This is a genomic window from Streptococcus infantis, assembly GCF_047463275.1.
Lineage (GTDB): Bacteria > Bacillota > Bacilli > Lactobacillales > Streptococcaceae > Streptococcus > Streptococcus infantis_AF.
Window position 1 is genome coordinate 46,533 of record NZ_JASHEE010000001.1, and the last position, 22,654, is coordinate 69,186.

Here is a 22,654-nt window from a genome sequence, read left to right on the forward strand (position 1 = left end):
GCCTATGGCAATCGAACTGTTAACTCCCTTTACAAAAGTGGAGTTAGAGCCAGAAATCAAGGATAAAAAACGTAAGCAAGTTGGAATCTTAGGGGGAAATTTTAACCCTGTTCACAACGCCCACCTGATCGTGGCGGACCAAGTACGCCAGCAGTTGGGATTGGATCAAGTTCTGCTCATGCCTGAATACCAACCACCTCACGTAGACAAAAAGGAAACCATTTCTGAACACCACCGCCTCAAGATGCTTGAATTGGCAATTGACGGAATCGAAGGTTTAGCTATTGAGGCCATCGAGCTGGAGCGTAAGGGTATTTCCTACACCTACGACACCATGAAGATTTTGACAGAGAAGAATCCAGATACCGATTATTACTTTATCATTGGTGCTGACATGGTAGACTATTTACCTAAATGGTATAGAATTGATGAACTGGTCGACCTCGTTCAGTTTGTAGGAGTTCAACGACCACGATACAAGGCTGGGACTTCTTATCCAGTCATCTGGGTGGATGTGCCTCTCATGGATATTTCATCCAGTATGGTACGTGATTTCATCGCCCAAGGTCGCACACCTAACTTTCTCTTGCCAAAACCAGTGCTAGACTATATTGAGAAAGAAGGGCTTTACTGATGGCATACCAAGACTATATCAACTGTTCGCGTGAAGAATTGTTGGAAAAAATGGCAGAGCTTCTACCCGAGAAACGTTTGACCCATTGTTTGGGTGTAGAGCGCGCAGCCATAGAATTGGCTCGGCGCTTTGGTGTGGATGTTGAGAAAGCTGGTTTAGCTGGTCTCCTTCATGACTATGCTAAAAAGCTATCAGATCAAGAATTTTTAGACTTGATAGATCGTTATCAACTTGACTCTGATCTTAAAAACTGGGGCAATAATATCTGGCATGGCATGGTCGGTATCTACAAGATTCAGGAAGATTTGGATTTGAAAGATCCTGAAATTTTGCGTGCAATAGAAATCCATACAGTTGGAGCTGGTCAGATGACGGACCTTGATAAGGTTATCTACGTCGCAGACTACATCGAGCACAATCGTGCCTTTCCAGGGGTTGACCAGGCACGTGAGATTGCAAGTTTGTCACTCAATAAGGCAGTAGCCTATGAAACAGCTCGCACTGTCGAGCATTTAGCTCGTCAGGGATTTCCCATCTATCCCCAAACCCTTGAAACCTATAACGCCTATGTGCACTATTTGAAAGAGGACTAAATGAACGAAAAAGAATTACTAGAACTAGTCGTGAAAGCGGCTGATGAGAAACGTGCCGAGGACATTCTCGCACTTGATGTACAAGAATTGACCAGTGTGACAGATTACTTTGTCATCACGAGCTCAATGAATAGCCGTCAGTTGGATGCTATCGCTGAAAATATCCGTGAAAAAGTAGCTCAAGCGGGCTTTAAAGGTAGTCACGTTGAAGGCGATGCAGCTGGTGGCTGGGTCTTACTTGACCTTGGTGGAGTCGTTGTGCATATCTTCTCAGAAGAAATGCGTGCCCACTATAACCTTGAAAAATTATGGCATGAAGCGAATTCTGTAGATATTTCAGAAGCCTTGGCATAAGAGATGAACTCAGTTGTAGTCAACTGGGTTTTATTTGCTTATGTTAGAAGAAAATTGTTAGAAAGGTGAGAGCGAGTGGTATTTCCAGAGATGCTCTTGGTATCATGATTATGGCAACATACGAAACCTTTGCGGCTGTTTACGATGCTGTGATGGATGATAGTTTATACGATAAATGGACGGATTTTTCGCTGCGTCATTTGCCCAAGACTAATGAGAGAAAGAAACTCTTGGAGCTGGCTTGTGGGACAGGGATTCAGTCTGTGCGCTTTTCTCAAGCTGGATTTGATGTAACTGGGCTTGATTTAAGCGCGGACATGTTGAAGATTGCTGAGAAGAGAGCTGCTTCAGCCAAGCAAAAGATTGAATTTATGGAAGGCAACATGCTGGATTTGTCCAAGACAGGTAAATATGATTTTGTCACATGTTACTCGGACTCAATCTGCTACATGCAGGATGAGGTGGAAGTCGGGGACGTCTTTAAGGAAGTCTATAATGCCCTTAATGAAGATGGGGTCTTCATCTTTGATGTGCATTCGACCTACCAGACTGATGAGGTCTTTCCTGGCTATTCCTATCATGAAAATGCCGAAGACTTTGCCATGCTCTGGGATACCTACGAGGATGATGCACCACATTCTATCGTGCATGAGTTGACCTTTTTTATCAAGGAAGCGGATGGTTCCTTTAGTCGTCACGACGAAGTGCATGAGGAGCGAACCTACGAAGTCTTGACCTATGATATTTTGTTGGAACAGGCTGGTTTTAAGTCCTTCAAGCTTTATGCTGACTTTGAGGATAAGGAGCCTACAGAGATCAGTACCCGTTGGTTTTTTGTGGCACAGAAGTAGGAGAACATCATGACCATTACAGGTATTATAGCGGAGTTCAATCCTTTTCATAATGGCCATAAATACCTGCTAAAACAGGCAGATGGGTTGAAAATTGTGGCCATGTCTGGGAATTTCATGCAGAGAGGCGAGCCTGCTATTGTAGATAAGTGGACTCGGGCCCAGATGGCACTGGAGAATGGCGCAGACCTGGTAGTAGAATTGCCCTTTTTAGTCAGTGTACAAGCAGCGGATTTCTTTGGACAAGGAGCAGTAGATATCTTGGCGCAGTTAGGAATTGATAGACTAGCTTTTGGGACAGAGGAAGTTCTAGATTACCAGAAAATTGCCAACTTATATGCAGAGCGTGGTCAAGAGATGGAGAATTTTGTGGACAATCTACCAGATTCCCTCTCCTACCCTCAGAAAACCCAAGCTATGTGGAAGGAATTTGCAGGTCTTGATTTTTCGGGTGATACGCCCAATCATGTCTTAGCTCTTGCCTACGCCAAGGCAGTTGCTGGAAGAAATATCAAACTTCATCCAATTCAACGTCAGGGAGCTGGATACCATTCGGTGGACAAGGATGTGGACTTTGCTTCGGCGACAGCTATCCGTCAGCATCAATCAGATCAAGATTTCTTAGAACGCTATATGCCTTCTGTTAATCTCTTTGAAAATGCTAGTAAGGTGAGTTGGGAAGATTATTTTCCACTTTTACGCTATCAAATTTTGTCAAATCCAGACCTAACTACTATTTATCAGGTCAATCAAGAAATAGTGGTGCGGATCAAGGATGCTATAAAGACAGCTCAGTCTGTGGAAGAATTAGTCGAGTTAGTGGCTACCAAACGTTACACCAAGGCGCGTGTGCGACGCCTCTTGACCTATATCTTGGTGCAGGCTAGAGAAAGTGACCTGCCAGAAGCCATTCATATCCTTGGATTTACCGAAAAAGGCAGGCAACATCTCAAGTCTCTGAAAGAGCAGATCCATCTAGTTAGTCGAATCGGCAAAGAGCCCTGGGATGCCATAACACAAAAGGCAGACCAAATTTATAAACTGGGACACCCTAGTATAGCAGAACAAAATTTTGGTCGAGTGCCAATCAGAATTGAAACAAACTAAGTCTACTGTGAGGTGGACTTTTTAACTTTTTTTGAAAAAAATCTTTAAAAATTTAATTAGGGAGAATAGCCTATTTTATTAGGAAAAATAAGGATTTTTAGCCTTGAAATGACCAAAACAACTTCAAATTAAGGTTTGTTAAAAATATTTTTTTGTGGTAAAATGTATAAGAATGCATGTCATTCAGATAAACAAATAAATTGAGGTAAAAACATGGAAATTATGACAATTGTTATAGTTGTTTTTGCCGTCATCATTGGTTTAGTCATTGGATATGTCAGCATCTCAGTCAAGATGAAATCATCACAAGAGGCTGCAGAGTTGATGCTTTTAAATGCTGAACAAGAAGCAACTAATTTACGAGGACAAGCTGAGCGCGAAGCGGATTTATTACTAAATGAAGCTAAGAGCGAAAGCAAATCCCTTAAAAAAGAAGCACTATTGGAGGCTAAAGAAGAAGCCAGAAAATACCGCGAAGAAGTGGACGCTGAATTTAAGTCGGAGCGTCAAGAACTCAAGCAAATCGAAAGTCGTTTGACGGAGAGAGCTACGAGCCTTGACCGTAAAGACGATAATTTGACGAACAAAGAAAAAACACTTGAACAAAAAGAACAAAGTATTTCTGATAGAGCAAAAAACCTTGATGCACGTGAAGAGCAACTAGAGGAAATTGAAAAGCAAAAGCAAGCAGAACTAGAGCGTGTTGGAAGTCTGACACAGTCAGAGGCAAAAGATATTATCTTAGCCCAAACAGAAGAAGACTTGACCAAGGAAATTGCTAGCCGCATTCGTGAGGCGGAGCAAGAAGTCAAGGAACGTTCAGATAAGCTTGCTAAGGATATCCTGTCCCAAGCGATGCAGAGAATTGCTGGTGAGTATGTAGCTGAGTCTACCAACTCGACAGTTCATCTGCCTGATGATACTATGAAAGGTCGTATCATTGGTCGTGAAGGTCGTAACATCCGTACTTTTGAAAGTTTGACAGGGGTTGATGTCATCATTGATGATACGCCAGAAGTGGTAACCTTGTCAGGTTTTGATCCTATCCGCCGTGAGATTGCCCGTATGACGATGGAAACCTTACTTAAGGATGGACGTATTCACCCAGCTCGTATCGAAGAGTTGGTTGAGAAAAACCGTCAAGAAATTGATAACAGAATTCGTGAATATGGTGAAGCTGCAGCCTACGAAATTGGGGCGCCGAACCTTCACCCTGACTTGATGAAAATCATGGGTCGCTTGCAGTTCCGTACTTCATACGGACAAAATGTCTTGCGTCACTCGATTGAAGTGGCTAAGTTGGCTGGTATTATGGCTAGTGAACTTGGTGAAAATGCGGCTCTCGCTCGTCGTGCAGGATTCCTCCACGATATTGGTAAAGCTATTGACCGTGAGGTGGAAGGTAGCCACGTTGAGATTGGTACGGAGTTGGCTCGCAAGTACAAGGAACACCCAGTTGTGATTAACACGATTGCTAGTCACCACGGAGATGTAGAACCTGAAAGTGTGATTGCAGTTCTCGTTGCTGCAGCGGACGCCTTGAGTGCTGCCCGTCCAGGAGCTCGTAGCGAATCACTTGAAAGCTACATCAAACGTCTCCATGATTTAGAAGAAATCGCTAATAGCTTTGAAGGAGTTCAAAATAGCTTTGCCCTTCAAGCTGGTCGTGAAATCCGTATCATGGTAAATCCTGGTCAGATCAAGGACGACAAGGTCACAATCTTAGCTCACAAAGTTCGTGAGAAAATCGAAAGCAACCTCGATTACCCAGGAAATATCAAGGTAACCGTGATTCGTGAACTTCGTGCAGTTGATTACGCAAAATAAATAAGAAAGAGCAGTTGAAAAATTACTGCTTTTTTGTTACACTAGATAGAAAGATTGTAGTAAGCAGAAATGCCTTCACAAAGAGAATTCTGAATGAATTTCCAAGGCATTTCACAAACTATCCAAAGGAGACATCATGGCAGACCGTGGCTTACTAATCGTTTTTTCAGGTCCTTCAGGAGTTGGAAAAGGAACGGTTAGACGAGAAATTTTTGAGAGTTCTGAAAACCAATTCCAATATTCTGTATCTATGACAACACGGGCTCAACGTCCAGGAGAAGTAGACGGAGTTGACTATTTCTTCCGCACGCGTGAAGAATTTGAAGAATTGATCCGTCAAGGACAGATGTTAGAGTATGCAGAGTATGTAGGCAACTACTACGGAACTCCTCTGACCTATGTCAATGAAACCCTTGATAAGGGGATTGACGTTTTCCTTGAAATTGAAGTGCAGGGAGCTCTTCAGGTCAAGAAAAAAGTTCCAGATGCTGTCTTTATCTTTTTGACACCACCAGATTTGGAAGAATTGCAAGACCGTCTCGTTGGTCGTGGTACAGATAGCGCAGAAGTGATTGCCCAACGTATCGAAAAAGCTAAAGAAGAAATTGCTTTGATGCGTGAGTACGACTATGCTATTGTCAATGATCATGTTCCTCTTGCCGCAGAACGTGTCAAACGTGTGATTGAAGCAGAACATTTCCGCGTCGATCGTGTCATCGGTCACTACCAGGATATGCTACCAAAGTCTCCAACTATTCGATAAACTATAGAAAACAGGTACAAACAAATGATGCTTAAACCCTCTATTGATACCTTGCTTGACAAGGTACCATCAAAATATTCACTCGTCATCTTGGAAGCAAAACGTGCTCACGAATTAGAAGCTGGAGCAACTCCAACACAAGAATTCAAATCTGAAAAATCTACACTTCGTGCCTTGGAAGAAATTGAATCAGGGAATGTAACCATCCACCCAGATCCAGAAGGAAAACGCGAAGCTGTTCGTCGTCGTATCGAAGAAGAAAGACGATTGAGAGAAGAAGAAGAAAAGAAAATCAAAGAGCAAATCGCGAAAGAAAAAGAAGAAGGTGAAAAAATTTAAGGTTGGGGGGACTCAATCTTATTTTTTCTATTGCAAGAATACTCAATCAATTGAAACGATTTAAGAAGAGAAGGAGGTGAGGATATGGCTATTGCGAAAATCATTGTGGATGTTCCCTTGATGCAGACGGATCAACCATACAGTTATAAGGTCCCTGAGGAATTTGTAGACATGCTGGAAGTTGGTATGCGGGTTCATGTGCCTTTTGGGAAGGCCAATCGCTTGATTCAGGGAATTGTTCTTGGAATGGAACAAGAATCTGATGTAGATGTGGCAGATGAGGACTTGAAAGAAATTGCTGAGGTGCTAGACTTTTCTCCTGTCTTAACGGAGGAACAACTCTGGCTGGCCGAAGAACTACGTAAGTCAGTTTTTTCATACAAGATTTCTATTCTTAAAGCTATGCTTCCAGGATTTTTGAATTCTAGCTATGATAAAATCCTCTATCCTCTGGAAGACTTGAGTCAGAAAGACAGAGATCGTTTGTTTGGATCGCAAGAGTCCTTAGCATTTTCATCTCTAGACTTAGAAAAGCAGGCCGAGATGATGCGATTGACTCGCAAAGGACTTTTGAAGTTAGAGTATCAGGCTATAGACCAGAAGAAGGTTAAAACACAGTCTTGGATTCAAGTGAATCTTGAAAAATTAGAAACTCTAGAAATCTCAAATCGCGCCAAGAAGAAATTGGAACTGCGAGATTATTTAGTAGCACATCCAGAAAGTACTCCTTTGACTGCTTTGTTAGAACATTACTCACGGGAACAAGTTAACTTCTTTGTGGAACAGGGTGCTTTGACGATTCTTCAGAAGGAAGTTCAACGTTCAGCTACCTACTTTGAAGGAATCGAGTCAAATCAAGCCTTAGAGTTAAACCCAGAGCAAAAACAAGCCTGTGAGGAAGTTGTTGGCGCGATTGGGAAGCAACACCCTCCCTTTCTCCTTCAAGGAATCACAGGGAGTGGGAAAACTGAGGTTTACTTGCAGATTATTCAAGGTGCCTTGGATATGGGAAAAACAGCGATTGTTCTAGTTCCAGAGATCTCTCTGACACCTCAAATGACAGAGCGCTTTATTGCTCGGTTTGGTGAGCAAGTTGCCATCCTCCACTCAGGCTTGTCAAACGGTGAAAAGTATGATGAGTGGCGCAAGGTGGAGCGTGGAGATGCTCAGGTAGTTGTTGGGGCCAGGTCTGCTATTTTTGCACCTTTGAAAAATCTAGGTGTTATCATTATCGATGAAGAGCACGAGGCAAGCTATAAGCAAGACAGCAATCCTCGTTATCATGCTAGAGATGTGGCTCTTTTACGTGCCCAGTACAATCAAGCTGCCCTAGTTCTTGGTTCTGCAACACCAAGTCTAGAAAGTCGTGCGCGTGCTGGTAAGGGTGTTTATCAACATCTACGTCTGACTCAACGGGCCAATCCTTTAGCAAGTATTCCTGAAGTTCAACTGATTGACTTCCGTGATTACATTGGGCAGAATGAAACATCAAACTTTACACCACCACTGATTGAGGCCATTCAAGATCGACTGGATAAAAAAGAGCAGGTTGTTCTCATGCTCAATCGTCGTGGTTATTCTAGCTTTGTCATGTGCCGGGAATGTGGGACCGTGGATACCTGTCCAAACTGCGATATTTCCTTGACGCTGCATATGGATACTAAGACTATGAACTGTCATTATTGTGGTTTTACGAAGGAAATCCCCCATGTCTGTCCAAACTGTCAGAGTCGTAGCATTCGCTATTATGGAACGGGGACACAGAAGGCTTATGATGAGCTAGCGGAACTCTTTCCAGAGGCACGCATTCTACGCATGGATGTGGATACAACTCGTAAAAAGGGCAGTCACCAAGCTTTACTTGAACAATTTGGCAATGGTGAAGCGGACATATTGCTAGGAACCCAGATGATTGCCAAGGGCTTGGATTTTCCCAATGTGACCTTGGTTGGTGTTCTCAATGCGGACACAGCCTTGAACCTGCCTGATTTCCGTTCTTCTGAGAGAACCTTCCAACTCTTGACCCAGGTGGCAGGTCGCGCCGGTCGTGCTGAAAAGGCTGGACAGGTTTTGATTCAGTCCTATAATCCTCAGCATTATGCCATTCGGTTCGCCAAGGATCAGGACTACGAAGGTTTCTATGCCTATGAAATGGCCATTAGACGTCAGTTGGGTTATCCACCTTATTATTTTACTATTGGAATCACCTTATCTCATAAAAAAGAAGAAGAGGTTCTTAGACGTGCTTATCAAGTCATGGAGATTTTGCGGTCAGGTTTATCGGATGCTAGTGTAATTCTAGGTCCGACGCCAAAACCTATCGCTCGCACTCATAACCTCTATCATTACCAAATTTTGATTAAATACCGTTTAGAAGATGAGTTGGCTTCTACCCTTAATCAGGTCTTAACCCTAACTCAAGAACGTGAAAATAACGAACTTCGTCTCAGTATTGACCACGAACCGCAACAATTTTTATAGAAGGAGAAAAGATGACAAAACTAATCTTTATGGGAACTCCCAATTTTTCAGCAACTGTTTTAAAGGGGCTTTTGTCAGATGATCGCTACGAGATTGTAGCGGTTGTAACTCAGCCAGATCGTGCGGTTGGACGAAAAAAAGTCATCCAAGAAACCCCTGTCAAACAAGCAGCCAAAGAGGCAGGACTTCCTATCTACCAACCTGAAAAATTATCGGGTAGTCCAGAAATGGAAGCCATCATGAATTTGGGAGCTGATGGGATTGTAACAGCAGCTTTTGGACAATTTCTCCCAAGTAAACTCCTTGATAGCATGGATTTTGCAGTCAACGTTCATGCTTCCCTCCTTCCTAAACACCGTGGTGGAGCTCCTATCCATTATGCCTTGATTCAAGGTGATGAAGAAGCAGGAGTAACCATTATGGAAATGGTCAAGGAAATGGATGCAGGGGACATGATTTCTCGTCGCAGTATTCCCATTACTGATGAGGACAATGTTGGAACTTTGTTCGAAAAATTGGCCATTGTTGGTCGTGATTTGCTTTTGGATACTTTGCCTGCATACATTGCTGGTGAGATTCAGCCTCAACCGCAAGATCCAAGCCAAGTAACTTTCTCACCAAATATCAAACCAGAGGAAGAAAAATTGGACTGGAACAAGACCAACCGTCAACTTTTCAACCAAATCCGTGGGATGAATCCATGGCCAGTAGCCCACACCTTTCTCAAAGGAGATCGCTTTAAAATTTATGAAGCCTTGCCTGTAGAAGGTCAGGGGAATCCGGGCGAGATACTCTCCACCGGTAAGAGAGAATTGATTGTCGCAACAGCAGAAGGAGCTCTATCTCTCAAACAGGTTCAACCAGCAGGAAAACCTAAAATGGACATTGTTTCCTTCCTCAACGGCGTGGGACGAAGTTTGGCAGTAGGAGAACGATTTGGTGATTAAAGTAGAAACGGCTAGAAATCTAGCTCTAGTAGTGTTAGAGGATGTTTTTATCAATCAAGCCTACTCCAATATCGCCTTAAATAAACACCTCAAGGGAAGTCAACTGTCAGCAACTGACAAAGGTTTGGTGACAGAGCTTGTTTATGGAACCGTAGCTCGTAAACTAACTTTAGAATGGTATTTGTCTCACTTTATTGAGGATAGAGACAAGCTAGATAGCTGGCTCTATGTTTTGCTTCTCATGAGCGTCTATCAACTCCAATACTTGGATAAGCTTCCTGATCATGCAGTGGTCAATGAAGCGGTAGAAATTGCAAAACTTCGTAAAAAGGGTAGTGAAAAAATGGTCAATGCAGTCCTTCGCCGTATCTTGCGAGAAGGTTTGCCAGATGTTGCCAGTATCAAACGTAAGAACAAGCGTGATTCTATCGCCTACTCTTTGCCAGTGTGGTTAGTTTCTAAGCTCAAGGAAGAGTATGGAGAAGAGCGAGCGCAAGCGATTTTTGAAAGTCTTTTACAACGCAATAAAGCCAGTATCCGTGTGACAGATTTGAGCCGAAAAGAGGAAATTAAAGCTCTGCTTGATGCAAGTGATTCTGCTTTATCAGCTTCTGGTCTGGTCAAGGAGCAGGGGCATTTTGCGGGTCATGACTTGTTTGCTGAAGGGGCTATTACTATCCAGGATGAGTCTAGTCAACTGGTTGCTCCAACTCTTGATTTACAAGGAGAGGAGCAGGTTTTGGATGCCTGTGCAGCTCCGGGTGGGAAAACAGCCCATATGGCCTCTTATCTCACGACAGGTCAGGTAACAGCTCTGGATCTCTACGACCACAAACTCACTTTGATTCAAGAGAATGCCCAGCGTTTAGGCGTAGCAGACCGTGTTCAAACACAAAAATTGGATGCCCGAAAGGTTCACGAGTTTTTTGGTAAGAATCAATTTGATAAGATTCTTGTTGATGCCCCTTGCTCAGGGATTGGTCTATTACGTCGAAAACCAGATATCAAATACAACAAAGACACTGCTGATTTCGCGTCATTACAGGAAATTCAGTTGGAAATATTAGGTAGTGTTTGTCAAACGCTACGTAAAGGTGGTATAATAACTTATAGTACCTGCACTATTGTCTCTGAGGAGAACTTTCAAGTTGTTCAAGCATTTTTAGAAAGTCATCCAGAGTTCGAGCAGGTTAAACTAGAACACGAATGCAAGGATATCCTAAAAGATGGCTGTATCCTCATTACTCCAGAATTGTATGGAAGTGATGGATTCTTTATCAGCCAATTTCGCAAGGTATCCGATTAGGAAGGAACTGACACAATGGAGATTTCATTATTAACAGATGTGGGTCAGAAACGTACAAATAATCAAGACTATGTCAATCTTTTTGTCAACCGTGCTGGTCGCACGATGATTATCTTGGCTGACGGGATGGGAGGACACCGCGCAGGAAATATTGCCAGTGAGATGGCAGTTACGGACTTAGGTGTTGCCTGGGTAGATACTCAGATTGATACCGTTAATGAAGTTCGTGAATGGTTTGCAGAACATCTAGAGATTGAAAATCAAAAGATTTACCAATTAGGTCGAGATGAAGCATACAAGGGGATGGGTACAACTCTAGAAGCCCTTGCCATCATAGATAATCAAGCTATCTATGCTCATATTGGCGATTCTCGTATCGGATTGGTTCGTGGTGAAGAATACCATCAATTAACGAGTGACCATTCTTTGGTGAATGAATTGCTCAAAGCGGGTCAATTAACACCTGAAGAAGCTGAAGCACATCCACAAAAGAATATCATTACCCAGTCTATTGGACAAAAAGATGAGATTCAACCTGATTTAGGGATTGTGAGCTTGGAACCTGGTGACTATATCGTTATGAACAGTGATGGACTCACGAATATGATTTCAGGAAGTGAAATCTATGACATCGTGACAAGTGATATTTCACTTGATGACAAGGCGGCAACCTTAGTACGTTTTGCAAACAATGCCGGAGGGCTTGATAACATTACTGTTGCCTTGATTGCGATTGAGGAGGAATCAAAATGATCCAGATCGGCAAGATATTTGCCGGACGATATCGGATTATCAAACAAATTGGCCGTGGCGGGATGGCAGATGTCTACCTGGCCAAAGATTTGATTCTGGATGGGGAAGAGGTAGCGGTGAAGGTCCTGAGGACCAACTACCAAACGGATCCAATCGCTGTTGCACGTTTTCAGCGTGAAGCACGTGCGATGGCGGACCTAGATCATCCTCATATCGTTCGAATTACGGATATCGGTGAAGAAGACGGTCAACAATATCTAGCTATGGAATATGTAGCTGGGCTTGACCTCAAACGTTATATCAAAGAACACTACCCCCTATCAAACGAGGAAGCTGTTCGTATCATGGGTCAAATTCTCTTGGCTATGCGTTTGGCGCATGCAAAGGGGATTATTCACCGTGATTTAAAACCTCAAAATATACTCTTGACTCCTGATGGAACTGCAAAAGTTACTGACTTTGGGATTGCAGTAGCCTTTGCAGAAACCAGTTTGACACAGACCAACTCCATGTTGGGTTCTGTTCACTATCTATCACCTGAGCAGGCGCGTGGTTCTAAGGCGACCATACAGAGTGATATTTATGCAATGGGAATTATCTTTTTCGAAATGTTGACAGGTCATATTCCTTATGATGGAGATAGTGCTGTGACCATTGCACTTCAGCATTTCCAAAAACCACTTCCTTCGGTCATTGCAGAAAACCCATCAGTACCACAATCCTTGGAAAACGTTGTTATAAAAGCGACAGCTAAAAAGTTGACAGACCGTTATCAAACTGTCTCAGAGATGTATGTTGACTTATTGAGCAGTCTTTCTTATAACCGTCGAAATGAACCAAAGCTGGTATTTGAAGATACAAGTAAAGTTGACACAAAAACCTTACCGAAAATTTCACAATCTACTTTAACAGCGATTCCTAAAGTGCAACCAAAGGAAGAAAGTCCTCAGAGCCAAAAGCCGACTCAAAAGGCAACTAGTAAAGAAACTGTTGCAAAACCAGTCAAGAAACGTCGCTTTAAAGCGAGGTATTTGGTGCTTTTAGCTAGCTTTATACTTGTTTTGGCTTCTCTCTTTTGGATAGTATCCAAAACACCAGCAACTGTTGAGATTCCAAATGTTGTAGGACAAACTGTAGCAGAAGCTAAGGAAAAACTTAAAAAAGCTAATTTTGAAATTGGCGAGGAAAAGACTGAAGCTAGTGATACGGTAGAAGAAGGCCGAGTGATTCGAACGGATCCAGATGGTGGTTCGTCTCGTAAAGAAGGTACTAAAGTTAATCTCACTATCTCTTCAGGTCAGCAATCATTTAAGATTGGAAATTATATTGGACGCAATTCTACAGACGTCATTGCTGAGTTGAAAGGGAAAAAAGTTCCTGAAAATCTCATCAAGGTTGTAGAAGAAGAATCAAGTGAAACAGAGGCAGGACTTGTTATGAGACAGAGTCTGCCAGAAGGAACCACTTATGATCTTAGTAAGGCGACAGAGATTACCTTGACAGTAGCTAAGAAGGTAACTAGCGTTCCTATGCCAAGTTATATTGGATCAAGCCTTGAATTTACCAAGAATAACTTGATTCAGATAGTAGGTGTAAAAGAGGCAAATATTGAAGTGGTAGAAGTCTCCACAGCTCCAGAAGGAACTGCTGAAGAGACTGTAGTTAGCCAAAGTCCAAAACCAGGTGAAGGTGTAGATTTGAATACAACTCGTATCAAAATTTCTATCTACAAACCGAAAACAACAACAACGACAACAAATCCTTCACAAGGGAATCCATATCGTGGAGAGACATCACCACAGATTAGAGAACCACAGACTAATCAAACTACCACAACTTCAGAGAACCATAATGGTGAGAACTAATCAATCTTTGTCACAGTTTTTGTGACAAAGATTTTTTTTCCTTAAAATTTATGATAAAATAAAAGGAGTTTAAAAAGGAGGGGAAGATGGACGAATCAAAAAAACTGAATGCAGTTATTGATGTCATTATGTTAGCAGGAACAATTCTGCTTCGCAATGGATCTGAAATCTATCGTGTCGAGGACACCATGATTCGAATTGCTCATTCACAAGGCATCATGGATTGTAATGTTTTGGCCATGCCTGCAGCTATTTTTTTCTCCATTGAAAATACAAATATCTCTCGAATGAAACGAGTAACCTCCTCTGCTTATAATATTGAGAAGGTGTGTGATGTCAACCAGATTTCACGGCAACTTGTATCAGGGCAGCTTGATTTGGAGACAGCCTTTATTCAACTCAAGCAATTAAATGCTAAGGCATCTCCCTACACCAATGTTCAGCTAACTGCTGCAGCGACCCTTAGTGCTCCCTTCTTCTCTATCATGTTCGGGGGGAATGCCTACGATGCTATCGGAGCAGGAGTAGCAACTATCTTTGCTTTCACCTGTTCTCTTTACGTAGAAAAATTTATCCGTATTCCCTTTATGACAGCTTTTGCAGGTGCTCTTGTTTTTGGTTTGATTGCACAATTTTGGGCGCGCTATTCTGGCTTTCCTTCGACAGCTGATTTGGTCATTGCAGGTGCGGTCATGCCATTTGTACCGGGAATTGCTCTGACCAATGCTGTTAGAGATATTATGACCAATCACATTAACTCTGGTATGAGCAAGATGTTTGAATCCTTGCTGGTTACCCTTGCCTTAGGGGCAGGCACCTCTGTCGCCCTCCTACTCATGAACTAATATGACTCTAACAACATTTTTATTGCAGGCTCTAGCTAGTCTGCTAGCTATTATCACTTTTTTAATCGTTTTAAACGTCCAACGTTCCATGCTCATTCCTGGTGGTGTTTTGGGAATGTCTATCTGGCTGCTCTATCTGCTACTCAAAGAACCAACCAATGTTATTTTGGCAACCTTTATTGCTGCGGTAATTGGTTCTTGTGTCAGCCAGATTATGAGTATCCTCTATAAGACACCAGCAGTTGTTTTTGCTCTGGCTATATTGGCACCACTAGTACCAGGTTATCTGTCCTATCGAACGACTTCATTTTTTGTGACAGGCGACTATAAAAACGCCATTGCCAGTGCCATGTTGGTCATGATGTTGGCTCTCGTTATCTCAATTGGAATGGCAAGTGGAACAGTTGTGTTGAAATTGTATTATTATCTCAAAAAGAATCGAGCTAGCTAAAACTCGATTTTTTCGTTGGTAGAGTGGCTGAAAGAACATGGATAGGACGATGGAAATGAACTTGATTTGGGGAATCAAGTCTTTTTTCGCTCATTTGACCTCAATTATGATAAAATAGAGGTGAACGAATTTTTACAATGAATGATAAAAATAGAGGTAAATATGACAATCGGTATTGATAAGATTGGTTTTGCGACCAGTCAATACGTTTTGAAATTACAAGATTTAGCAGAAGCTCGAGGGACTGATCCTGAAAAATTGAGTAAAGGACTCCTTTTAAAAGAATTGAGTATTGCTCCTTTAACAGAGGATATTGTTACCTTGGCTGCCAGTGCAGGAAATTCTATCCTGACTGAAGAAGATAAGCAAGAGATTGATATGGTTATCGTAGCGACAGAATCTGGAGTCGATCAAAGTAAGGCGGCTGCGGTTTTTGTACACGGTTTACTTGGAATTCAACCTTTTGCTCGTAGTTTTGAAATCAAAGAAGCTTGCTATGGTGCAACTGCAGCCCTTCACTATGCTAAGTTACACGTAGAAAATTCTCCTAAATCAAAAGTCTTGGTACTTGCTAGTGATATTGCAAAATATGGTGTCGAAACTCCTGGGGAACCAACTCAAGGAGCAGGCTGTGTTGCCATGTTGATTAGTCAAAATCCACGTGTTATGGTCTTCAACAACGATAACGTTGCGCAGACTCGTGATATCATGGACTTTTGGCGTCCAAATTATTCAACGACACCATTTGTAAATGGAGTCTACTCAACACAGCAGTATTTGGATAGCTTAAAAACGACTTGGGAAGAGTACCAAAAGCGTTATGATTGCGACTTGAATGATTTTGAAGCTATTTGTTTCCATTTGCCATATCCAAAGCTAGCTCTCAAGGGATTGAAAAAAATCCTCGATAAATCTCTACCTCAAGAGAAAAAGGATTTACTTCAAAAACACTTCGATGAGTCCATTATTTACAGCCAAAAGGTTGGGAATATCTATACAGGTTCACTCTTTTTAGGACTCTTGTCTCTTCTTGAAAATTCTGATAGTCTCAAAGCAGGGGACAAGCTAGCTCTCTATAGCTACGGAAGTGGTGCTGTATCTGAGTTCTTCAGTGTGGAATTGGTTGAAGGCTATGAACAGCAATTGCAGAAAAATCGCTTAGAATTGCTAGACCAGCGTCAAGCATTGAGCGTAGCTGATTATGAACGAATCTTCTTTGAGGAAGCAAACTTGGATGAGTCAGGTTCTGCAACCATGTCAGGCTATGAAGGACAGGACTATGCTCTGGTTGAGATTGTAGAACACCAACGTCGCTACAGCAAGGTTGAAAAATAATGAAAAAAAATTGGAATGGATTTGCTAAAAAATCAATTCAAGAGCGCCTTGAGCTAGTTAAGTCTCATGCGCTTACTTCTATGGAAGCCCAAGAAAGTCTTGAGCAAAATGAAAATCTTAGTATAGCAGTTGCGGACCAACTGAGTGAAAATGTAGTGGGGACCTTCTCACTTCCCTACTCAGTAGTGCCAGAAGTGTTGGTAAATGGTCAAGAGTACACAGTTCCTTATGTAACCGAAGAACCATCCGTCGTTGCTGCGGCTAGTTTTGCTAGTAAGATTATCAAACGTGCGGGTGGTTTTACTGCTCAGGTTCATCAACGCCAAATGATTGGTCAGGTAGCTCTTTATCAGGTTCCAGATAGGGATAAAGCATATCAGGCTATTTTGAGTCAGAAGGCAGAGCTACTCGAACAAGCAAACCAAGCCTATCCATCTATTGTCAAACGTGGTGGTGGAGCCAGAGATCTAACAGTTGAGAAAATTTCTGGTGAGGCTGACTTTTTAGTGGTTTATCTCCATGTGGATACTCAGGAAGCCATGGGAGCTAATATGCTCAATACCATGCTTGAAGCTTTAAAACCTAGCTTAGAGGCTCTAAGTCAAGGGCAAAGTTTAATGGGCATTTTATCCAACTACGCAACAGATTCTCTAGTAACTGCAACTTGTCGGATCGCCTTTCGTTATTTGAGTCGCCAGAAGGATGAGGCGCGTGAGTTGGCAGAAAAAATGGTTATAGCCAGCCAGTTTGCTCAAGCAGATCCTTATCGAGCAGCTACTCACAATAAGGGAATCTTTAATGGAATCGATGCTCTCTTGATTGCGACAGGAAATGATTGGCGTGCCATTGAATCGGGAGCGCATGCCTATGCCAGTCATGATGGTTCCTATCGAGGTCTCAGTCGTTGGACGATGGATTTGGGAACAGAAGAGCTAATAGGAGAGCTGACTATGCCGATGCCAGTTGCTACCAAGGGTGGATCAATTGGTCTTAATCCTCGAGTCGTTCTCAGCCATGAGTTGCTAGGTCATCCATCAGCTAGGGAATTGGCTCAAATTATCGTTTCAATTGGTCTTGCACAAAACTTTGCAGCTCTTAAAGCTCTTGTAAGCACAGGAATTCAGCATGGACATATGAAACTTCAAGCGAAGTCACTAGCCCTCCTTGCAGGAGCCACAGAGGCTGAAGTGCCTAAGCTGGTAGAAAGCTTGATTGCTGAAAAAACATTTAATTTAGAAAAAGCCCAAACACTCTTGAATAAATTTAGATCATAAGAAAAAACTCAGACTGATTCAGTCCGAGTTTTTTTGTGCTTAAATACTTTTACCTGGTAAAAGGGAGACTGGCAAGAAATAACCAGTGGTAGCAACCTCTTTGCCTTCAATTTTTTGTAAGAGCAAATCAACTGTTAGGCGAGCAATCTCTTCCAAGGGTTGTTTAATGGTAGTGAGGTGAGGGTAGAAATTCTCAATGAAATAAGTCCCGTCATATCCGATTACCTTGAGTTGTTCAGGAACAGAGAGACCAAGCTCCTGGGCAATCTTAATAACCAAAATAGCAGTCAAATCATCAGAAGCGAAAATAGCATCTGGTTTTTGTTTGGTCAAGATATTTTTAATTTCCATTTCCTTACGAAGGGGCGAAAAGTCACTGGAAATATTGATAATAGGAGCCTTGGGTAAGATAGAAGCAAAGCCTGCATGACGAAGTCCAGTTGGTGAATTGGAGTTGTCATTTCCTGTAATCATGATAATAGATTTGGCTCCAGTTTTAGCCAATGTCTGAGCAGCTAGGACACCGCCAGCATAGTTATCAGAAGAAACGACAGGTATGTCTGGTGATAGGTTACGGTCGAATGAAATGATCGGAGCGGTTACGCGATTGTAATCCTCAATCCCAAGGTTGTGACTTCCCGAAATGATGCCGTCCACCTGGTTGGCTTCTAGCATTTCGATGTATTCGCGTTCTTTTTCTGAATCATGCTCACTATTACAGATGATGGTCTTGTAACCTTTTTTGAAGAGTTCGTGTTCCAATTTATCAATCAATTCAGCATAGAAAACATGGCTGATTTTAGGGAAAATGAGTCCAATTAACTTGGCAGATTTACCTTGAAGACTGCGAGCTAGGTTGTTGGGTTTATAGCCCAGCTCACGCATAGCATCATTAACCTTTTGAATGGTTTTTTCTGATAGATAGCCTTTTTTATTGATGACACGTGAAACAGTAGTAGGGCTGACACCAGCCAATTTTGCGACATCAGTCAGTTTTGCGACCATATTCTAATTCGTAGTAAGTTCCAGTTGGGTTTCCAGATTTAATGAGAATTCCATTTTGGTTCTCATGTGGGAAGACACGACCAGAAAATACTTTTTCTCCTTTATTGATGAAAATTTCAAAGACTGAGTTGTCGATGAAGATATTGACAGTAGTTGCTTGATTAGTAACTGAGCAAGAGCGAGTAGTTCCAAATTCTTGAGCATATTGCTCACCTGCTTGACTACGATCAACGGTTACTTGGCCATTGACAAGGTCGAAATTGATAGATAGCCCCTTTCCGTCTTTATCAGCAAGAAGGATGATTTCACTTTGGCTATTAGCCTCTAAGTTCAGCTCAAGTTCGTAGCTATTCTTAGTTTCAGAACGATTTGAAAATTCCTCTTTTGAAGCTCGAAGGTACTTGATGGCTTCTACAGGGTACTGATAGAGTTTGCCATCTTTAATGGTAAGTTCTTTTACCAATGAAAAAGTTCCTTGATGGTCAAAACGGTCAGATGGATAAGACACATCTGGCAAACCAAGCCAACTAACAGCGAGAGCACGTCCATCCGGAGCGTTAAAAGCTTGAGTAGCATAGGCTTCGAAACCATAGTCTAGATTGTGTAGTTCAGACACATCTACCAAACGAGCATTTTCAGGGTCGAAGGAAGCACCAATTTTATACATATTTGGATAAATATTGTCATATTCAAGAACTTTTTTATCCAAACCTTGTGGGCAGTAGAGAAGGACAGGTTGTTCTCCGACAAAGACAAGATTTGGGCACTCCATCATATAGGCAGTGCGGTCATTGTTGAAGTCCAAATCACCAACTTCTTGCCAGTTTGTATAATCATTATCGACTGCTTTGTAGAGACGGACGAATCCTTTTTTCTCCAAGTCTTGTCCACCAACGATTGCGTAGTATTGTCCTTTAAAGTTAAAAATCTGTGGATCGCGGAAGTGGTCGGTAGCATCAGCTGGTTGATCAATCAAGACCTTATCAATCTTTTCAATCTTGCCGTCCTTATCCATTAAGGCACCAATCTGATAAGGGTGACGCACCCAATTTTCATCACGGACATTTCCTGTATAGAATAGGAACAATTGATCACCAAACTGCATAGCAGATCCAGAGTAAGCGCCGTGGCTATCAAGTGGAGTATCAGGTAAGATTTTTACACCTGTTTCAGTAAAGTGAACCAAGTCGTCGCTTTCAAGCTGAACCCAAGACTTCAATCCATGAGCTGCACCAAAGGGGAAGTTTTGGTAAAAGACAACCCACTTGCCATCAAAGTAAGAAAAACCGTTCGGGTCGTTAAGGAGTCCTTCCTTTGGTTCAATGTGATAGCTGACATGCCATGGGGATTGTGCCATCTTTTCTTGGATTTCTTTTCTTTCTTCTTGTGTCCAATCTTCATAACGTCTGTAACGACGTTCGGTAGTCCATTCCATTTATATTCCCTCCATAAATTCTACTATCTTTATAGTAAACGTTTCCTTTTAAAAAAGCAAGTCTTTTATCATAAAATTAAGAAAAAAATATCAAACGATTGACAGAAACGGATTGAAGGATTTTATGAAAATAAATGAAAAAATGAAAGAATTTGCAAAAAAATCTTTAAAAACCTCACAATAATAGGTGAAATATTGCTTGTTTTATTTCAAAGACATCAAAAACAATCAAAAAATTCAAAATGCTAAAACTTTTTCTGCAAAACGCTTGACATATTTTAAAAACATGATAGAATTATATGCGTAGGGCGGATAAAATCGCTTTCAAACATTTTACAAATTTTTTATAAGGAGATTTTTGCAAATGACGAATACAGAAATTGCAAAAAAAGTCATCGAAGCCTTGGGCGGACGCGAGAACGTTAACAGTGTAGCCCACTGTGCGACTCGTCTTCGCGTTATGGTTAAAGATGAAGCAAAGATCAATAAAGATGCTATCGAGAGCTTGGAAAAAGTTCAAGGTGCTTTCTTTAACTCAGGTCAATACCAAATCATCTTTGGTACGGGTACAGTAAACAAGATGTACGATGAAGTCGTAGCTCTTGGTTTGCCAACAGCATCTAAGGATGAGATGAAAGAAGAAGCAGGTAAACAAGGAAATTGGTTCCAACGTGCCATCCGTACTTTCGGTGACGTCTTTGTACCTCTTTTGCCAGCAATTGTTGCTACTGGTCTCTTTATGGGGATTCGTGGGGCTATCGTTCAGGATCAAGTCTTAGCTTTGTTTGGAACTACTGCAGAAGCTTTTAAAGCAACAAACTTCTATACTTATTCAGTTGTTTTGACAGATACAGCTTTTGCCTTCTTCCCAGCCTTAATCTGTTGGTCAGCCTTTCGAGTCTTCGGTGGAAATCCATTGCTTGGTTTGGTTCTAGGATTGATGATGGTAAACTCATCCTTACCAAATGCCTGGGCTGTGGCCTCTGGTGACGCTCAACCAATCCTCTTCTTTGGTTTTATCAAAGTTGTCGGCTATCAAAACTCAGTTTTACCAGCCTTCTTCGTTGGTTTGACTGGTGCTAAACTAGAAAAGTGGCTCCGTAAGCGTATTCCAGATGTATTAGATTTACTCCTTGTACCATTCTTGACTTTCTTAGTAATGTCTATTTTGGCCTTGTTTGTCATTGGACCTGTATTCCACGAAGTTGAAAGCTATGTCAAAGTCGCTACTGTTTGGTTGCTCAGTCTTCCAGTGGGTCTAGGTGGATTAATCCTTGGTGGTGTTCATCAGGTCATCGTTGTTACAGGTGTTCACCATATCTTCAATCTCTTGGAGGCTAACCTTGTTACTTCTACAGGTTCAGATCCTCTTAATGCTATTATTACAGCAGCTATGACTGCTCAACTTGGAGCAACTCTTGCTGTTGGTGTAAAAACAAAGAATCCCAAAATTAAAGCACTTGCTTTCCCAGCAGCTCTTTCTGCAGGATTAGGTATTACTGAGCCAGCAATTTTTGGTATTAACCTTCGTTACGGTAAACCGTTTATCATGGGTCTTATTGCAGGTGCTGCAGGTGGTTGGTTAGCAAATATTCTTGGTTTAGCAGGAACTAGCTTTGGTATCACAATCATTCCTGGTACTCTTCTATACATTAATGGTCAACTCCTCAAGTATGTCTTTATGGTCTTAGTTACAACTGCCCTTGGTTTCGGTTTGACATATGCTTTTGGTTACAAAGAAGAAACAGAAGTTGTTGAAGAAACAGTTTCTGAAGAAACTACAGTGGTAAATGAAGAAGTACCAGCAACTCTTCAAGACGAAACAATCCAAACTCCAATCATTGGTGATGTTGTTGCTCTTTCAAATGTGAATGACCCAGTATTCTCAAGCGGAGCTATGGGACAAGGTATCGCCGTGAAACCTAGCCAAGATGTTGTTTATGCACCAGCTGATGCTGAAGTAACAATCGTCTTCCCAACTGGCCATGCTTATGGATTGAGAACAGCTAACGGTGCTGAAATCTTAATTCACGTTGGTATCGATACTGTTTCAATGAATGGTGAAGGCTTCAACCATAAAGTTGCCCAAGGTGACAAGGTTAAAGCTGGAGATGTTCTTGGAACATTTGACTCAGCTAAGATTGCTGCTGCAGGTCTGGATAACACTACTATGGTTATCGTAACAAACACTGCAGACTTTGCTTCAGTAAATCCAGTTGCTTCTGGATCAGTTGCTAAGGGGGATGCAATCATCGAAGTTAAAGCTTAATACTCTTCGAAAATCAAATTCAAACTGCGTCATACGTGCTTTGCCGTACTTAAGTACTGCCTACAGCTCGATTCCTAGTTTGTTCTTTGATTTTCATTGAGTATACTACTGTCGATTTAATAAATCAAAAAAACGAACAAATGTCATGTTTGTTCGTTTTTGTTTAAATGGTAAAATTTACAGAGGAAAATCTAAAATATTGAGCAATTTTCAGTCTGGA

Annotated in this window: 20 protein-coding genes; 18 read left to right on the forward strand and 2 right to left on the reverse strand. The window is 41.8% G+C overall.

Features of this window, described 5'->3' with window-relative positions:
* Window positions 1–4 precede the first annotated feature (4 nt).
* From QM923_RS00345 to QM923_RS00425, 17 genes are all read left to right on the forward strand, one after another.
* Entirely contained in the window at window positions 5–634 is a 630-nt protein-coding gene (locus QM923_RS00345; protein WP_414290450.1) for a nicotinate-nucleotide adenylyltransferase, read from the forward strand.
* Window positions 634–1,227 carry a bis(5'-nucleosyl)-tetraphosphatase (symmetrical) YqeK gene (gene yqeK, locus QM923_RS00350; RefSeq protein ID WP_414290451.1) on the forward strand — a complete coding sequence of 198 codons (594 nt, stop codon included), beginning with the start codon at window positions 634–636 and terminating at the stop codon, window positions 1,225–1,227. Before QM923_RS00345 ends, yqeK begins: the two co-directional genes overlap by 1 nt.
* The gene (rsfS, locus tag QM923_RS00355) at window positions 1,228–1,581 is read left to right on the forward strand and encodes a ribosome silencing factor (protein WP_004251400.1); all 354 of its coding nucleotides are present in this window, start codon (window positions 1,228–1,230) and stop codon (window positions 1,579–1,581) included.
* A gap of 110 nt (window positions 1,582–1,691) precedes the next feature.
* The gene (locus tag QM923_RS00360; protein WP_414290761.1) at window positions 1,692–2,432 is read left to right on the forward strand and encodes a class I SAM-dependent DNA methyltransferase; all 741 of its coding nucleotides are present in this window, start codon (window positions 1,692–1,694) and stop codon (window positions 2,430–2,432) included.
* 9 nt (window positions 2,433–2,441) lie between these two features.
* Window positions 2,442–3,539, forward strand: a complete 1,098-nt coding sequence (locus QM923_RS00365) for a nucleotidyltransferase (RefSeq protein ID WP_414290452.1) — start codon at window positions 2,442–2,444, stop codon at window positions 3,537–3,539.
* A gap of 213 nt (window positions 3,540–3,752) precedes the next feature.
* Window positions 3,753–5,366: a ribonuclease Y gene (locus QM923_RS00370; RefSeq protein ID WP_004251393.1), complete on the forward strand. Its 1,614-nt coding sequence runs from the start codon at window positions 3,753–3,755 to the stop codon at window positions 5,364–5,366.
* 136 nt (window positions 5,367–5,502) lie between these two features.
* Window positions 5,503–6,129, forward strand: coding sequence for a guanylate kinase (gene gmk, locus QM923_RS00375; RefSeq protein ID WP_000775049.1), 627 nt, complete (start codon window positions 5,503–5,505; stop codon window positions 6,127–6,129).
* Between the two features lie 24 nt (window positions 6,130–6,153).
* Window positions 6,154–6,468, forward strand: a complete 315-nt coding sequence (rpoZ, locus tag QM923_RS00380) for a DNA-directed RNA polymerase subunit omega (protein WP_004251389.1) — start codon at window positions 6,154–6,156, stop codon at window positions 6,466–6,468.
* Between the two features lie 84 nt (window positions 6,469–6,552).
* Window positions 6,553–8,949, forward strand: a complete 2,397-nt coding sequence (locus QM923_RS00385) for a primosomal protein N' (protein ID WP_414290453.1) — start codon at window positions 6,553–6,555, stop codon at window positions 8,947–8,949.
* 11 nt (window positions 8,950–8,960) lie between these two features.
* On the forward strand, window positions 8,961–9,896 hold the full coding sequence (fmt, locus tag QM923_RS00390) for a methionyl-tRNA formyltransferase (RefSeq protein ID WP_414290454.1): 936 nt from the start codon (window positions 8,961–8,963) through the stop codon (window positions 9,894–9,896).
* Window positions 9,889–11,202 carry a 16S rRNA (cytosine(967)-C(5))-methyltransferase RsmB gene (rsmB, locus tag QM923_RS00395; protein ID WP_414290455.1) on the forward strand — a complete coding sequence of 438 codons (1,314 nt, stop codon included), beginning with the start codon at window positions 9,889–9,891 and terminating at the stop codon, window positions 11,200–11,202. Before fmt ends, rsmB begins: the two co-directional genes overlap by 8 nt.
* Window positions 11,203–11,217: 15 nt before the next feature.
* Window positions 11,218–11,955, forward strand: coding sequence for a Stp1/IreP family PP2C-type Ser/Thr phosphatase (locus QM923_RS00400; protein WP_247912930.1), 738 nt, complete (start codon window positions 11,218–11,220; stop codon window positions 11,953–11,955).
* The gene (pknB, locus tag QM923_RS00405; protein WP_414290456.1) at window positions 11,952–13,820 is read left to right on the forward strand and encodes a Stk1 family PASTA domain-containing Ser/Thr kinase; all 1,869 of its coding nucleotides are present in this window, start codon (window positions 11,952–11,954) and stop codon (window positions 13,818–13,820) included. The genes QM923_RS00400 and pknB overlap by 4 nt, the downstream gene beginning before the upstream one ends.
* 86 nt (window positions 13,821–13,906) lie before the next feature.
* Window positions 13,907–14,665: a threonine/serine exporter family protein gene (locus QM923_RS00410; protein WP_414290457.1), complete on the forward strand. Its 759-nt coding sequence runs from the start codon at window positions 13,907–13,909 to the stop codon at window positions 14,663–14,665.
* Between the two features lies 1 nt (window position 14,666).
* Complete coding sequence (locus QM923_RS00415; RefSeq protein WP_254723944.1) at window positions 14,667–15,116, forward strand: threonine/serine exporter family protein; 450 nt, start codon at window positions 14,667–14,669, stop codon at window positions 15,114–15,116.
* 162 nt (window positions 15,117–15,278) lie between these two features.
* Window positions 15,279–16,451 carry a hydroxymethylglutaryl-CoA synthase gene (locus QM923_RS00420; protein ID WP_414290458.1) on the forward strand — a complete coding sequence of 391 codons (1,173 nt, stop codon included), beginning with the start codon at window positions 15,279–15,281 and terminating at the stop codon, window positions 16,449–16,451.
* Window positions 16,451–17,725 carry a hydroxymethylglutaryl-CoA reductase, degradative gene (locus tag QM923_RS00425; protein WP_414290459.1) on the forward strand — a complete coding sequence of 425 codons (1,275 nt, stop codon included), beginning with the start codon at window positions 16,451–16,453 and terminating at the stop codon, window positions 17,723–17,725. Before QM923_RS00420 ends, QM923_RS00425 begins: the two co-directional genes overlap by 1 nt.
* A gap of 39 nt (window positions 17,726–17,764) precedes the next feature.
* Here QM923_RS00425 and QM923_RS00430 read toward each other — a convergent pair whose 3' ends face one another.
* Both QM923_RS00430 and QM923_RS00435 read right to left on the reverse strand, forming a co-directional pair.
* Window positions 17,765–18,730 carry a LacI family DNA-binding transcriptional regulator gene (locus tag QM923_RS00430; RefSeq protein WP_414290460.1) on the reverse strand — a complete coding sequence of 322 codons (966 nt, stop codon included), beginning with the start codon at window positions 18,728–18,730 and terminating at the stop codon, window positions 17,765–17,767.
* Window positions 18,711–20,165, reverse strand: a complete 1,455-nt coding sequence (locus tag QM923_RS00435) for a sucrose-6-phosphate hydrolase (protein ID WP_049500227.1) — start codon at window positions 20,163–20,165, stop codon at window positions 18,711–18,713. The genes QM923_RS00430 and QM923_RS00435 overlap by 20 nt, the downstream gene beginning before the upstream one ends.
* A gap of 364 nt (window positions 20,166–20,529) precedes the next feature.
* Between QM923_RS00435 and QM923_RS00440 the strand changes: the two genes are divergently transcribed.
* Window positions 20,530–22,434 carry a sucrose-specific PTS transporter subunit IIBC gene (locus tag QM923_RS00440; RefSeq protein WP_414290461.1) on the forward strand — a complete coding sequence of 635 codons (1,905 nt, stop codon included), beginning with the start codon at window positions 20,530–20,532 and terminating at the stop codon, window positions 22,432–22,434.
* Window positions 22,435–22,654 lie beyond the last annotated feature (220 nt).

Coding starts and splice junctions, on each gene's coding strand:
- QM923_RS00345 (WP_414290450.1), top strand. CDS start 5: ATGGCAATCGAACTGTTAACTCCCTTTACAAAAGTGGAGTTAGAGCCA.
- yqeK (WP_414290451.1), top strand. CDS start 634: ATGGCATACCAAGACTATATCAACTGTTCGCGTGAAGAATTGTTGGAA.
- rsfS (WP_004251400.1), top strand. CDS start 1,228: ATGAACGAAAAAGAATTACTAGAACTAGTCGTGAAAGCGGCTGATGAG.
- QM923_RS00360 (WP_414290761.1), top strand. CDS start 1,692: ATGGCAACATACGAAACCTTTGCGGCTGTTTACGATGCTGTGATGGAT.
- QM923_RS00365 (WP_414290452.1), top strand. CDS start 2,442: ATGACCATTACAGGTATTATAGCGGAGTTCAATCCTTTTCATAATGGC.
- QM923_RS00370 (WP_004251393.1), top strand. CDS start 3,753: ATGGAAATTATGACAATTGTTATAGTTGTTTTTGCCGTCATCATTGGT.
- gmk (WP_000775049.1), top strand. CDS start 5,503: ATGGCAGACCGTGGCTTACTAATCGTTTTTTCAGGTCCTTCAGGAGTT.
- rpoZ (WP_004251389.1), top strand. CDS start 6,154: ATGATGCTTAAACCCTCTATTGATACCTTGCTTGACAAGGTACCATCA.
- QM923_RS00385 (WP_414290453.1), top strand. CDS start 6,553: ATGGCTATTGCGAAAATCATTGTGGATGTTCCCTTGATGCAGACGGAT.
- fmt (WP_414290454.1), top strand. CDS start 8,961: ATGACAAAACTAATCTTTATGGGAACTCCCAATTTTTCAGCAACTGTT.
- QM923_RS00400 (WP_247912930.1), top strand. CDS start 11,218: ATGGAGATTTCATTATTAACAGATGTGGGTCAGAAACGTACAAATAAT.
- pknB (WP_414290456.1), top strand. CDS start 11,952: ATGATCCAGATCGGCAAGATATTTGCCGGACGATATCGGATTATCAAA.
- QM923_RS00410 (WP_414290457.1), top strand. CDS start 13,907: ATGGACGAATCAAAAAAACTGAATGCAGTTATTGATGTCATTATGTTA.
- QM923_RS00415 (WP_254723944.1), top strand. CDS start 14,667: ATGACTCTAACAACATTTTTATTGCAGGCTCTAGCTAGTCTGCTAGCT.
- QM923_RS00420 (WP_414290458.1), top strand. CDS start 15,279: ATGACAATCGGTATTGATAAGATTGGTTTTGCGACCAGTCAATACGTT.
- QM923_RS00425 (WP_414290459.1), top strand. CDS start 16,451: ATGAAAAAAAATTGGAATGGATTTGCTAAAAAATCAATTCAAGAGCGC.
- QM923_RS00430 (WP_414290460.1), bottom strand. CDS start 18,730: ATGGTCGCAAAACTGACTGATGTCGCAAAATTGGCTGGTGTCAGCCCT.
- QM923_RS00435 (WP_049500227.1), bottom strand. CDS start 20,165: ATGGAATGGACTACCGAACGTCGTTACAGACGTTATGAAGATTGGACA.
- QM923_RS00440 (WP_414290461.1), top strand. CDS start 20,530: ATGACGAATACAGAAATTGCAAAAAAAGTCATCGAAGCCTTGGGCGGA.